At 56.3% G+C, this 13,716-nt stretch carries 10 protein-coding genes and 1 pseudogene; 1 reads left to right on the forward strand and 10 read right to left on the reverse strand.

Annotated elements, in window-relative coordinates; all coding sequences use genetic code 11:
- The first annotated feature begins 255 nt into the window (after positions 1-255).
- The gene (locus NMG46_RS21445) at positions 256-2,700 is read left to right on the forward strand and encodes an FAD-dependent oxidoreductase (protein ID WP_254819601.1); all 2,445 of its coding nucleotides are present in this window, start codon (positions 256-258) and stop codon (positions 2,698-2,700) included.
- Between the two features lie 754 nt (positions 2,701-3,454).
- Here NMG46_RS21445 and NMG46_RS21450 read toward each other — a convergent pair.
- The 10 genes and pseudogenes from NMG46_RS21450 to NMG46_RS21495 form a co-directional block, all read right to left on the reverse strand.
- Positions 3,455-4,192, reverse strand: a complete 738-nt coding sequence (locus NMG46_RS21450; RefSeq protein WP_126057729.1) for a class I SAM-dependent methyltransferase — start codon at positions 4,190-4,192, stop codon at positions 3,455-3,457.
- A 99-nt stretch (positions 4,193-4,291) separates the two neighbouring features.
- A complete protein-coding gene (locus tag NMG46_RS21455) occupies positions 4,292-4,840 on the reverse strand; it encodes an SET domain-containing protein-lysine N-methyltransferase (RefSeq protein ID WP_254819549.1) in 549 nt (182 codons plus the stop codon).
- Between the two features lie 1,150 nt (positions 4,841-5,990).
- Positions 5,991-7,991 (reverse strand): hypothetical protein, encoded by a 2,001-nt coding sequence (locus NMG46_RS21460; RefSeq protein ID WP_254819550.1) that lies wholly within the window; start codon positions 7,989-7,991, stop codon positions 5,991-5,993.
- Positions 7,992-8,459, reverse strand: coding sequence for a hypothetical protein (locus NMG46_RS21465; RefSeq protein WP_091597927.1), 468 nt, complete (start codon positions 8,457-8,459; stop codon positions 7,992-7,994).
- Entirely contained in the window at positions 8,456-9,367 is a 912-nt protein-coding gene (locus tag NMG46_RS21470) for a hypothetical protein (protein ID WP_254819551.1), read from the reverse strand. Before NMG46_RS21470 ends, NMG46_RS21465 begins: the two co-directional genes overlap by 4 nt.
- Before the next feature lie 1,325 nt (positions 9,368-10,692).
- Complete coding sequence (locus NMG46_RS21475; RefSeq protein WP_245467731.1) at positions 10,693-10,959, reverse strand: helix-turn-helix domain-containing protein; 267 nt, start codon at positions 10,957-10,959, stop codon at positions 10,693-10,695.
- Positions 10,960-11,119: 160 nt separating this feature from the next.
- Positions 11,120-11,281, reverse strand: coding sequence for a hypothetical protein (locus NMG46_RS29965; protein ID WP_368389311.1), 162 nt, complete (start codon positions 11,279-11,281; stop codon positions 11,120-11,122).
- A gap of 694 nt (positions 11,282-11,975) precedes the next feature.
- Entirely contained in the window at positions 11,976-12,125 is a 150-nt protein-coding gene (locus tag NMG46_RS21485; RefSeq protein ID WP_164897495.1) for a DUF6499 domain-containing protein, read from the reverse strand.
- Positions 12,126-12,147: 22 nt separating this feature from the next.
- A pseudogene (locus tag NMG46_RS21490) lies at positions 12,148-12,719 on the reverse strand (acyl-homoserine-lactone synthase).
- On the reverse strand, positions 12,649-13,335 hold the full coding sequence (locus tag NMG46_RS21495; protein WP_245467739.1) for a LuxR family transcriptional regulator: 687 nt from the start codon (positions 13,333-13,335) through the stop codon (positions 12,649-12,651). The pseudogene NMG46_RS21490 and the gene NMG46_RS21495 overlap by 71 nt, the downstream one beginning before the upstream one ends.
- Positions 13,336-13,716: the final 381 nt, after the last annotated feature.

Raw genomic sequence — 13,716 nt, forward strand, 5'->3', positions numbered from 1 at the left:
ACTATTCTGGTCCTGGCGCCATACGGCCGCGGTCCATCGCCCGCCAGCCCGCCATGCGGCTCTGGCCGGGCACTCTTCGCGAGGGCGACAAGGGATAGAGACCTGCGGTGGCCTCGTGGTCTCGCCAGGCTCACCATTCATCCCGAACAACTGGACGGCGCGCTCCCCTGGCTCTGGCGAGGGTGCCGAAAAGAAACTGAACAGGAGCTTACAATGATAGTCGCACCAGAATTTTGCCGGGTTGAGGTATCGGAAATGAAGCCACTGCCTTCCAAAGCACGAGCCGTCATAATCGGAGGGGGCGTGTCGGGGTGCTCCGTCGCATATCACTTAGTGAAGCTAGGATGGACGGACGTGATCCTGCTCGAGCGTAAGCAACTTACGTGCGGCACGACCTGGCACGCCGCCGGATTACTCAGCGAGCTTCGCGGGTCTAGCGACATGACGAAATTGACCAAGTACTCAATGCAACTCTACTCGAGCCTGGAGGAAGAGACAGGGATTGCAACCGGACTTCGCCGCGTCGGCTCATTGTCTATCGCAGTTACCCAAGAGCGCAAGCACGAGCTCTACAGGCAACTCTCTCTCGCACCCGCCTACGGCGTGGAGGCGCGAAAGATCTCTGTGCGAGAACTCGAGGGAATGTACCCTCATATCGATGTGTCTGATGTCACTGCTGCGCTTCATTTCCCTAATGATGGACAATGTGATCCAGGCAACGTCGCGATGGCGCTGGCCAAAGGCGCACGCCAGCGTGGCGCCGCAATCTTTGAGGGAGTGAAGGTAGCCGGTGTTCAGGCGAGGAACGGACGGGTGTCGGGCGTGACATGGGAGAAGGATGGTGAGCGAGGGGTAATTGAAACAGATAACGTAGTAAACTGCGCGGGGATGTGGGCACGGGAATTCGGCGCCAGAAGTGACGTCGCGGTTCCATTGCATGCGTGCGAACATTTCTACATGATTACAGAGCCAATAGATGGGCTAAATCGACTGCCGGTCCTACGAGTTCTCGACGAATATACGTACTACAAGGAGGATGCAGGGAAAATTCTCTTTGGGGCAGTCGAACCGAAGGCGAAGCCGTGGGGGATGAACGGCATCCCGGAAAGCTTCTGCTTCGACCAGTTGTCCGAGGACTTTGCGCATCTCGAACCTATTGTGGAGAAGGCTCTCAAGCGAGTTCCGATGCTGGCAACAGCCGGTATTCGTACCTTCTTCAACGGCCCGGAAAGCTTCACTCCGGACGACCAATATCACCTGGGCGAAGCTCCTGACGTTAGGGGCTATTGGGTCGCATGTGGTTACAACAGTACAGGAATAGCTGCCTCAGGGGGTGCGGGCTTGGCGCTGGCGCAGTGGATGAATGACGATGAGCCGCCCTTCGACTTGTCGGGCGTGGATATCCGTCGGATGGAGTCCTTACAGAAAAACAGTTTGTACTTGAGAGAGCGGGTTTCGGAGGTAGTGGGACTCTCGTTTGGCGACCACTTCCCCGCTCGTCAGATGACAACAGCACGCGGCATTCGACGCTCGCCAATTCATGAACATCTCAAGGCACGCGGGGCGGTGTTCGGCGAGATGGTGGGCTGGGAGCGAGCCAACTGGTTTGCCAGGGAGGGCCAGGAGCGTGAATACCGATACTCCTGGTATCGCCAAAACTGGTTCGATAATCAGCGCGAAGAGCACTTGGCGATACGCGAACGCGTTGGTATGTTCGACTTGACTTCATTCGGAAAAATCCGAGTGGAGGGCCGAGACGCTACCACCTTCCTCCAGCGACTTTGCTCCAATGATGTCGATGTGCCGGTTGGCCGGATCGTCTATACGCAAATGCTGAACGAGCGAGGCGGGATCGAGAGCGATCTGACCGTGAGTCGTCTCACGGAGACTGCTTTCCTGCTGGTCGTCTCAGCCCTCACATTACAACCCAATCTCTCTTGGCTTAGACGGCATCTGGGCGACGAGTTCGTTGTCATCGCCGATGTGTCGGCGTCGGAAAGCATCCTGGCACTGATGGGACCGAATTCGCGCGAGCTGCTCGGCAGAGTGAGTCCGAATGACTTCTCCAACGAGAACAACCCTTACAGCACCTGGCAGGAGATTGAGATCGGGATGGGTCTGGCGCGGGCCCATAGAGTGGCCTCTGTCGGCGAGCTGGGCTGGGAGATCTACATTTCGACTGACCAAGCCGCGCATGTGTTCGAAGTAATCGAGGCGGCGGGTGCCGATGTCGGACTCAAGCTGTGTGGGCTCCATGCCCTCGGCTCGTGCCGCATGGAGAAGGCATGTCGGCACCTCCCCGATGATGTTGGCACCGGGTATCACGTGCTCGAAGCGGGGCTGGGCTTCGCTGTCAAGACGGCAAAGCCTGGATATATTGGCCGCGATGCGGTGCTGAGAAAACTTGAGGCGGGACTCGACCGTCGGTTGGTTCAGTTCCGACTTAAAGACCCTGCCCCTCTACTTCATAAGAACGAAGTCGTTTTCCGAGACGGTCGGATCGCCGGAACGATTACTTCCGGAGACTACGGGCACACGCTCGGTGGAGCTCTCGGCCTTGGCTATATACCGTGCAAGGACGAAAGCGAGGCAGCTCTGCTCTCCTCTTCTTACGAGATTGAGATCGCCGGCGAGTGCTATGCCGCGGAAGTCTCCCTCGAACCGATGTATGACCCGAAGGGCGAGCGGATGCGGGCTTGATTTACCAATTGGAGCCGTTCGGCATGCACGAACGTATCCTAAGTATCGGAGCTCGCAGGCCGCGCCTAATAAATGGCCTTCTGGACCTCGAAGGCGCGGTTCACGAGCCAATTGGTGCGGATGCCACGGGTTCGACTGGATTCAGCTCGAGCGCGAACGCAGGGGATGGGCGTAATCTCCGGGCGAATCGAAATGCTGGCCTCCCCGTTCAATGCGATCAAGAAGCACTGTTATCATGTCACTCCTCTACTCGCCGAACGGACGCCAAGTTGCCAAGAGGTATCGTTTACCGAGAGCGCGGTCGTCTCGGGGCGACATGAGGCCGCCAGATAAGGGCTTTGCGAGGGATGAGCTTTGAGCAGCAATCGCGGGCCCTGTGACAGAAAGGAGGCAACTGAGACAGCAGAGTGAATTAGCCCGCGTGCCCGTGGCAGTTTTGTCGACCAGCCAGTGGTCACGTGGTGCCCAGCATGGGTAGGCGTCATGTCGGACTTGGCCAAGTCTCTTCGATGATGCCCAGGCCGGACGGATCGATCAAACCGTTATAGGTGTAGCCGCTGGGCATGGCGGGGACTTAGACCAGGGCAGTCTTTACCGCGCGGCCAGCGCCATTTTTGAACGTGAGTCGGCGCAAGTACCGGCCCAAGGTTGAGGTATGGCCCCAGGCAGCGTCCGGCCAAGGGCGGCCCAAAGATTGGCATCGGCTGACCGCCGAGGCTCTCAATAAGACGAACCTTCAGAGGCAGGTCACCAACTACAAGCTGGTTCGCCGGTAAACTGAGATGTGACCTTTGGATTCATTGGTGAACGCGCCCCTCGCCCAATCTCCCCAACGCTCCGCCAGCTCCAGCCCAACGCATTCGGCCATTGTATCGAGCTCCTGGTGATAAACGTACCGAACGCGTTGTGGTAAACGTCTGACGGATGTACCAGAGAACCAGAGGATGGTTGAAGTCAAGTTCTGGTTTACTGGGTCATGGAGTACCGCATTGACAAAGGTATTCTCATGATCAACGTACATCGTAGTAGTTTTCTGGCCGCCGACAAAACCGTCCAAGGGTGGAACACGAACTTCTATTACCACTACCCCCTTCTCTGTTAGCACCTCCGCAGCCGATCTAAGGCAGGCTATTTGCTCTTCGCGCGTGGAGAGCAGGGTGAATGTGCCATAAACACAATAGACCAGATCGTAGCGTTGTTCTGAGCTGAAATCGGAAATGTCCCCCTTCCAGGCTTTGATCACATCAGTACGTTTGGCGAGAAGTTTTAACATGCTGTCTGAATTATCGATGCCTTCGACCCTGACTCCCCGCTCGCTCAACGGCACCGCTACGCGCCCATTGCCAATACCGAGCTCAAGAGCCCCTCCTCCTCTGGAAAGTTGCTCGAGGAGGGCAGCAGTTTCGTCTGCCTCCGCAACTTTCCCTAATAAGCTGGTAAATTTTTCATATGTGGAAGCCCTACTCTCGTCATAGGCAAAAATGTCTGACATGCTATTCTCCACGTTGACCCTTCGTGTTTTTTTACAAGTAACTTAAGGATGTTTTTCCGGGTTTGCCAAATATGACCTCTTCGTTCTGGCTGTCGCACATCATTCAACGAACTTAATAGTCTTCGGATAATCAGAGATGTTCGTGTATGTTTGTGTTATTTCCTCGTCCGCCTTTATGTCTCGAATTGCTACAAGGCTGGCCCATGCGCCGGATTCTTCATCAGCCCAAACCGTTTCTGAATTAGGATTCACAGAATGATTTACCAACGACGCGAGTCCAAAAACAACATAGCGCGCCAAAGGACCAGTTTTTTTATTTTTGTCGCCACGAACGAAGTAATATTGCAGTACTCCTGTGAGATCTATGACATTTGCTTGTCGATCGTCAAATTCCCACGTTGGAGCTCGCTCAATTAAATCTCCAATCTTAAAATTAATATTGGCGAATAAACCACGCCCTTTTCCGGGAACTGTCTTCACATAGAGAGCGTTACTGCGATCAAAAACCCTATCGACCATCGTGTGTACCTTCTTAATCCCGAGTTTGGAGCTGATGGGCAGTCGTTGAGCTTCCGGACGCGATTCACCAGCAATTACTTCAACGAAAGTCGGCGGCGTGTTGACCGAGCGCTCAGCTACGAGGCCCACTGTTCTCGCCGCAAACCTCCTCCTCACGGAGGTGCCATTGAGGCCTCGACCAAATCCAAGTATACTTTCGCCACTTCGCGTCCTCTGATAACCGGCATCCCCACTAAGGAGCGCATCGGTGGGATCGGCAAAGCGGTTCTAGGGGACGAGGTTCAATGGCTCATTCCACAACTTGTTCTCCGTGAGAGAACATAGCTATTTCTCAACCTCGTCATACCTACCAATATGCGTGGGTTCGTTAGTTGACTTACGTTTCGCTCCAACCAACCCGGTTCACGCATTCCAAGGCCGGGACCACGTACTCGAATGGGAACCGATCGGCGAGCGCATCAAAGACGCCTTGGGAAACGAGAGCGATCTTGGGTACGAACGGCAGGCAACCTATCATCCGGCCCGAACGGCGATAGGATCGGCCCGATCGAACCAGGCGAGTTCCTTGGGACTTACAGCTTCCGATCTCACGATGCAGCATCTACAACGAGGTTCATCACCGGCCAACAGCGAACTACATCTCGATCTATTCACACCCCTGTTGAGTCGTCGGCGTAATGTCGTGGATCTGAGGTTCGACTCCAAAGCCTCGTTTCGCGATGTTATCTTTCACGCCTGGGTCGAGCGCAACGATCCGGCCGACCTCGGGGATGGCCCGTATCATTCTTTCGGCGAAGTCAGAATGTGGATACGTCTTCGGTCAGTCCGCTCGCCACCGGTCAGCGCGTTATTTCGGTGACTAACCTCGACGAGGTGGGCCGCCGGGCTCACATCACCTCAAGTCAGCGACCCACACGCGCCGCAAGGCCCCAACGTCGCCTGCACCGAAATGCTTGCCGCCAATGACCTAGGCGGTGATGCCGAGCCCTTGGATGAACGACACGGGTTAGGCTAGCCCTTGCATCGGGGGCGGTAGGCTTTTGCTCACAAGCCGAGCCGAACCCTACTGCGGCACAGATACGCGGTATCGTCGAGAATATGGCAGCCGCTCCCGGGCTCCCCATGAACGGCTGAACGACTGCGGTTTCGGAGTTATGTAGCCCGCAGCCCCTCGTCGATGAAGCGCCACACCAGCAATCGTCGTGATGCGGATATTGCGCAGAATGATACTTGGCGCACTGTGGGCCGTTAGCAAAAGGCACGAGGAGGCGATGAAGCTCTATCGCAGAATATACTCTGAACCGAAATCGATGACGTGCATGTGAAGGCCTTGTGCCCTCGCCCGAACCGCGTGATCCTTGTCAGTCGCGGCAACGATAACCTGCCCCCCCTTCCTGCAAACGTCAGCGACGATATCGAAGAACTTGAGGTAATCTTGTCGGTCGATGTTCTGCTGGGCAGGCTCGTCAAAAACAGTCAGATTCGGATGGTTGCTTTTCTGGGAGTTATCACGGCTGGCGTGAAGGGCGAGCACGAAGGCCGTTATGATGCGGATCCAGTCACTAGCCGAGGTCCCGAAATCGGCCCGAACCCGCCGGTCACGATCGTTTACGATGACTCTCGGCATGAAAGAGCCCTCATCGATCACCATGGAGCCGATCTCGAAAGAATTGAAACCTAGGCGCCCGAGATAATCTCTGAACGTTCTTTGGAATTGCCGTAAAAGGCTTTGGTCGTCAGCGCTCAGGTCACTCCTCAGTTTCGAAAGCTTTCCAGCAACGTCAAGATACTCGTTCCAAATGTTCAGAAGAGCGGCAAGCTCGCTGCTAGTCTGGTCGAGCAGATCGCGATAGCTCCCTATCGCGCTCTCTATTCGCGCGATGTCGCGGGCACGCGCCATTAGTTCCGATGGAATTGCACCAGCCAGGCTTTTTTGGATTTCCGACTGCTGGGTCAGAGCAATACTGATTTCGTTTCCAAGCTGCTCTGATTCGACCTGGTGACGCTCACGCCTGGCGATCTCGACGCTAATGATGTCCTGCAAGAGGTTTCGTTGGTCGGTAATGTATTCGACATTTTCATCGATTGACATGGTCGGAAAGCTGCGCATCTGCGACAGTAGCGTGCCATCGATCGACTGCTCGCAAACCGGGCACGCACTTGTAATCGCCCATTCGTCCCGATTGAACAACCGGCGGATTTTCAGCTCCTCCTTGTTCTTTTGCAGGTCCCGTGCGAGCACCTCCAGACGCTGCTGATAACGACGAACGTTGCCGCGAATGGCCGCTATCGCGTTGTCGAGCTCGCTCTTCCTGGTGACCAGCGCTGTGATCCTTTTTGAGATCTCGTCTATCCGACTTTGCAGGCTAGGATCTGGAGGCGTAAGATCGGCTAGTGCGATTTTGCTGGCGAGATCTGCCTCAGCGGCTGACAGCAAATCTGCCAGGGATTGCTGTTTTTCTCCCTCCGTCACTCTGAATATCTGCGGGCTGAATGAACCTACGCCGATGTCCGAGGGAATACCCTTAATTGAAAACTGTCTGCCGTTTACGTGACGTTTAAGAATGGCGATTCCGGTGTCGTAGCGCGCCTTCAGCCGTTGCTCGTCCAGCCTAAGGGCATTCCGTTGCAGATTGTTCCTGATGTAGTCGAGTCCCAGAAGTTCGGCGATGGTGGACTTCTTGGGATCACGGACCCGATAATAAGGCATGTTCGCCATGATATCCGCCCATCCGCGCTTTTGTTCGATGAAAATCGCGGAGAATATGTATTCCAGGTAAAGCCGCATCACGCCGTCGTCTTGAGAGATAACTTGAACCTCCGGGAAGCCGATGAACTCGGAGAGCAAACGGTGGAAACCTCTAGTGTCCGTGTAAGATCCTGACCCCAAATAATATTCCTCCAATCCGGCCTCGCTCCATTGGCTGAGCGGCCCGCGCCGAACCAGCATCCCGCGTGACAATTCCGGTTTGACGGATCGACGGATGGTCAAGAGTTCATTAGAAGCGTTGGCAATCTCGAGGAGAATTGCCGCTTCGACAATCCTTTGATCCCCTTGTGCGCCCCTCAATGTGTCCTTTACCAGAGCGGCAACATTGCCTTTCACGAGATCGTCTAATCCTAGCCCGACCGCGAGAGCGTTGACGAGCGTGCTTTTGCCTTGTGTGTTGCTGTCCGTCAGGATGAGGTTTGCGCCGGGACGAAGTTCGACCTCGCATGAGGCGAGCTTACCGTTAAAAAGCTTCGCCTCGAGGCGTACTCGACTATATCTGAGATGCATTTAGATGCCCTCCCTCATGACGGTCTGAACTTCGTTCTCAGAGATCCTGCCTACTTCCCTGGCCAGTGCAAATACGTCCAGCGCCAGTTGTTGGCTCCTGAGGCTTTTCACAAAGTCCGTTCCCTTATCGGTCAGTTCCACCCTAAAGCCACGCTGAACGTCCTTCTGATCGAGGAGACCCGCTCCCATGGCATAGTTCACACATCGGTTCAGGTAGGGGTCGGCAGACGGCGCAAGGATCCTTGGCGAAAATCTAACTGATCTGAACTCCATGTACGGACCTCGGAAATCCTCGTTTATGAATAGCGAATTGATAAAATGAAGCTGCTTGAACGATGCGGAGCCGGCGCGGCAGCATTCCGACACGGAGATGCAGACCATGGCTAGCCGCCGATAGAGCCTTAGGTCGGCGGGCACATCGACGGGTCGCTGGGTGAACTCGATTTCGATCTTTTCGGCAGGGTTCACTGCAGCGACCTTTTCCTCTTAAACCTCAAAGGGCAGCGAACCAGCCAGTCTGCAATCGTATACTTCCTGATCCTGCTCAGCGTCTTGGTGCCGAGACGGCTGCCTACGACAGCGTTGAGACGGGCCTCGAGCGTCGTTTTAACGTGGGAGAATGAGTTCCAGGAGCCGACCGCGATGCTGCCCTGCTCGGCATCATTTTCGATGTCTGAACGAATTTCCTCAATTTGGCTGAAGAAGTCAGGTTCTCGGCGTTGGATTTCGCTGAGCTGAATCGAATTTTCCAGAAAGTTTTTCAATTCGAAATAGGCAAGTTGCTCAGCCTCCTCATCATTGTCCGTAATGACACGGAACTTTTCATAGACGAGCTTAAAATTTTCATTTTGTCGCAAAACGACGAGCGCGGCGACGGGCTGATCCTCAACCGTGACTTCTATCCTGTCGTCGCGCCGTTTTTGATACTCCAGCCATTCCGTCTCAAGAAACGATGGTGTCTGAATGGATACTTGAAAGTCCGGATCTATGATGGAAAGGCCCCAGGATCTGACCTCTGTCTCTTTTTGCTTTGCGTATCGATGCAGGTCGTTGTGGGGAATTTCCTTGTTAAGGAGCAGGGCCCAGTTCCGAAGCTTCTTACTACCAATGATCGCGGCTATTTCGCTTTCGTTCAGTTGCAGCTTTTTGAGGTCAGTTCCGATCTTTTTGCGAACGCCGGATACTGGATCCTTGTTTTCAGGCTCCTGCCCGTACGCCTGGTATGCCGTACCGGCTCGTAGATTGAGCCCGTCCAATCCTAGATCGCCACCCTTGTCGCCGATGGGCTGATAATCCGTCCCGTATTTCGTGCCGAGGAGAACGTTGCAAATGCCTTCCCAAGCATCCCCATTATAATCCAGATACCAAAGACTCAATTTACCGCCCCGAATTCAGCACTGTTCCCGCGACGGTAGAAGGCACGTCGTCCTCTAAACAGCAAAGACATAACACAACGTCAGGCTGCAAACGTCGGACTTGCGTCGCGGAGTACCAGAAGATTCGTAAATCCGCCAAGACGGCCTCTGCAAATAACGGAATACGGTCTGCTCATTCCTGCGGACGGCTAAGACTAGCTCTCTTCACGTCCGCGTCGTATCGCGCCGGCGTAAGACTTCGTGACGGATCAGGACGTATGTGTCAGGTGCGGCTCAACGCTTACAGACAATCCGCCCGCGATGCAGCACCACGACCGTCGATGTGAACAGCGCCTCTTCGAAGCGGGAGGTGCCGCTGTTCATGTCAATTAATGTGAGCGCATCGTGTCGGCAGCCTTGTCTCTGCGCTCAAACGTGGTCGGCCGGTCCGGCGAAACCCTCATCCCGGCCGGAGTTCGCGCGGATCGGAAGCGAGGCCCTCGAGGTACTGCCGTCCGTGAGTTCGAGTGTGCTCGATCGACCGCATCACCTCGAAGTGCCTGAACGTTGTCGAGAGGTGCAGGGAATTCAGGTTCTATCATAAGCTCGCTCAAAATTTCAGTCTTGCATGCTGCTACCGCATTTGCGGCGTAGGCGTTCAAGCCCTTTTACAAAATTGGGACGCCTATCTGCGGGGTGTTCGTGAGGATTGATGGCCGCGCAGCCTACGTCAAATTCAGTTTGCATATGCTAACGATCTAGACGCAAGATGGGCGTTCAGACAGAGCCTGCGGTTGGCCGCCAAGCGACATTCTTCGCATGGGCTTGCCCCCCACGGGAACGGTGCCGCGCTCGAGTTCGGCAATGATGCGGTTTGTGATCTCCTGAGATGCTGGCGGCTGAGGCCCGCCCTTGCCCGCGCCAGCCTCTCGGCTGCCGGAACGCTTGTTATTTGCACGCATTGTCTAGTCCTCCGCACGCCAATCACGCCCTCCCCCCGGAATCAGGCCAGAGGCGGGGTGGGCGGCGAAAGCGACCGGGAAGGCCCGCCGTAGAAGGCGGACCGCATCCGAGGGCCGGGACGAAGAGGGACCCGGAGCGCCCACGCGGTCGCGCTGTTACAAGAGGCGGCGGATGCGGTCGCGCATGTGATCGCGAGGATCATTCCACTCGGACTGGGCCATTCGCCGAAGGGCGCGCGGCGACTGCGGATGCTCCAGCACGAAGTAAGGTCCGTCGGGCGCCCCGTGTTTCAGTAAGGCTGCCCCACGTCAGGGACGAGCGGGATGGCCGAGACCGCCTGAGCCTGCCGAAGAAAAGGGCTCTTCATGACCACTCGGCGCGTCTTAAGGCGCGCAGGCGCCTACTATGACGAGGCTGGACAGAATATCGCACGGGTCAGCGTCAAACACCGCAGTTACATGGAGAAACTCAATGACATCGAGACGGCGCTCTCCGCCCTCGTACTTGGCCACGAAGGATTGCGTACGGCCAAGCTTTTCGGCCACCTGCTCCTGGGTCAGGCCTTTTGCCTTGCGCAGCGATATTAGCTGGGCCAGAAACCGCTGGTGGCGGGGGACCGAAGAGATCTGGGCATTAGGGGAACCGGTCAAGGAAAGACCGGCTCAGCGACTAATCTCGTTTCGAATTATCCCATTTTGGCATATATTGCTTGGGTTAGCGGTTAACTGGCGAGGTTCGCAGCAGCCATGAATCGATCAACGGGAACAGATGAGACCCGAAGCTCAACTCTGTGCGACGAAGTCCCCCTGGTCAGATAGCATCACGAGCTACGACAGGCAACATCGCACCATTTACCTGTGCATCCGCGACGCCTGCGCCGACAATCTCAGCGTCGAAGAAATGGCCAATCTCGTTCTCGGCATCGACCCGATCCTTGAACCAGTCCGCGCCCGCAAGGCAGTCCGCAGCCATATCGACCGCGCTAATTGGATGGTGACATACCGGTTGCAGGCAACTGTTCGAAGGCTGAACTGCAAAGGGAGTCGCGACGCCATTTTAGACGAGGAAGTCCCGGTCCCGCCATTCATCAGCGCGCGGCCACGAACGCCAGCGCTGCGGATTTCCATCGCGCTAATGATCGCCAGGATCCTTCCATTGGCCCGGACGCGCCCTTCGCCGATCAGCGCTTCAGCAATGTCGCGGTGGGATGCTCGAGCGTCGAGCGAAGAAATAAGACTCTTTCAGGCGGAACCAAGCGGCCGGACATTTCTCCATCGAGACAAAGGGTATTGAGGCATTCGAGCGCCCACAAGCGAATGCGCGGGCCAGCTCAGCACGCAGGCAAGCGGGCCGCAGGATATCCGCTCCGGAAACTGCGAGCTGGAGGGTATGCTCCGCCTTGCGAAGATGGACGTGCTGATGCTCATAGGATCCCAGTAGAACTGTTGCTCGGCATGACCATGCCGTCAGGTCGAACGGCGACGCGGTTGGCGATACAGAGGGCTGTTTCGCGACGACCGGCTATACATTTGCGCACCGGCGCGGACACCAGAACACGACCGCAGTTCGTGCGTAAGACTGGGCGAAACAAAACACCGCAGCGCGAAAGATCGCCGGCCGAAGCGATCACGTCAATAAGGGCTCCGCGAGACAGTGTATTGGCCTGCTAGAGGGCAGCGGCCAGATCACGCCGGAATGCCGGATTGCGACGCAAGAACTCCCAGGCCCAGCCATTCGACGTCAATTGAGCAGTGCAGCCATAGGAGCAGCGATCCTGCCACTCCTGATCGGCATCTGGCGCGACAGATATGGGCATGACTGTGCTCCCCGCCGCGTGATCATGCTACCCGGCGAAGCACCGGCGCCCACAGCACCGGACCGCCAATGCCACCGTTTGCCGCACCGCCTGGAGCATCTTATCCGACACTTCTAAACCGGCTAGCGCGCGGGTGACGCCAATGGTGTGCGGCTCTCCAATCCGCTCAAGCGGCCAGCCGGCGCGACGAAGGATGCGCTCCATGCGCAAGTCGGTGACCGTTACAATATGACTGAGCTGGCGCGAGAGACCTAACTCGATCATGCCGGCGAAGAGTTCGTAGGTGGCGATTGCAATGCCACCCGCTCCCTTCGGTGCCGACGAACCAATATCGAGCGCGAAGCGGCTGCTTTCCCATGCGTTCGGATGCTCAGGCGCCGTCTTTCCTTCCAACAGTATGGGAAAGGTGTCGCGAAGCATCGTCGCGCCCGTCGTGGGCAAAAGGCGCACGCAACCGTCCAGCCGACCCTCGAAACCCCGCAGCAACAGGTAGTGCGGTCTGAACGCGTCAAATGAATCAATCTCATAGCCGCCATTTCCTTTCACCTGCCAGTCGAGCCTCACTTTGAACACCCGGTAACGCAGGCGATGCATGGAATGCAGGTCGTCGGCAAAGTCCTCGTAGCTGTCTGGTGCAATCAGTTGGATCATCAAGGCCTCCTCGTTGGGGAAACTTTCCCCGGCAGTGGAGGCGAAGCTCGACGCTTGCGCAGCCTGTCCAGTTGCACAGGGTGAGAATGTCAGTGAGGCGAGGATTTCGAATTGGTGAGACGCGCAACCAATTGGCTTCTGCGTTATCGAGATGAAACGCGGCCGTGCGGCGCGTGATCCCAAGAATGCAGCCGATCTCCCAGGCCGTCTTGCCACATGCTGCCCATTGCGCGCACTCGTATTCGCGTGCCGTCAAACGCACACCGTCAACGATCCGGTCAGCCGACAGTTTTCGTCGAACGAACATGTGAAAACGGGTCGCAACGTAAGGGAGATCGTCTTCATAGCGTTCCGCGGCGCGGATAAATGCAGCATCGCGCTTGTCCCCGGCAAAGGTCATTGCAGCAAAATTGCCTCGGAGATCGATGATGGGGATCGTCAAACCACAGCAGATGCCGAATTGCGCCGCTTCGTCAAAGACCCTCTGCTCAGCTACCGATGGCTCAACATCCAGTGCAGGGTCCCATCGAAACGAGCATCCGCCGAAGCGGGCACGCACGACGAAGGGATCGATGCTCTGGTACAAGATAGCGCGCAGTCCAGGGCGCCGGATAGTTGGAGATCAGCGTGGGCTTGCCACCTGGCCGCGGCGGCAGCGAGAGATAGGCGAAAGCGAGCAGGTCGAGTTGTGAGCTCACATAGGCCAAGGCGTTGTGGAAATCGACCTCATCGACGCCTTCCGAAAGCTGTTCCAAAAATCTTTCGAAGACAGATTGCATGTCTGCCCTTGTCAGAACGTTCCTTGGGTCTTCGGCAACTTGCTTGCAGGCGGCAGCAAGTCCAGGTGCTCGGCATCACAAGCGTCTCTTTGGATGATATTGTTCTCTTCAAAATAAATTCACTGGCGCGATGGTGGACCTGCTACGTCTCAGAAATACTC

Origin of the sequence: Mesorhizobium sp. LMG 17147, from assembly GCF_024297145.1 — a bacterium.
Taxonomy (GTDB): domain Bacteria; phylum Pseudomonadota; class Alphaproteobacteria; order Rhizobiales; family Rhizobiaceae; genus Mesorhizobium.

Coding starts and splice junctions, on each gene's coding strand:
- NMG46_RS21445 (WP_254819601.1), top strand. CDS start 256: ATGAAGCCACTGCCTTCCAAAGCACGAGCCGTCATAATCGGAGGGGGC.
- NMG46_RS21450 (WP_126057729.1), bottom strand. CDS start 4,192: ATGTCAGACATTTTTGCCTATGACGAGAGTAGGGCTTCCACATATGAA.
- NMG46_RS21460 (WP_254819550.1), bottom strand. CDS start 7,991: ATGCATCTCAGATATAGTCGAGTACGCCTCGAGGCGAAGCTTTTTAAC.
- NMG46_RS29965 (WP_368389311.1), bottom strand. CDS start 11,281: ATGGCTGCGGACTGCCTTGCGGGCGCGGACTGGTTCAAGGATCGGGTC.
- NMG46_RS21485 (WP_164897495.1), bottom strand. CDS start 12,125: ATGCCCATATCTGTCGCGCCAGATGCCGATCAGGAGTGGCAGGATCGC.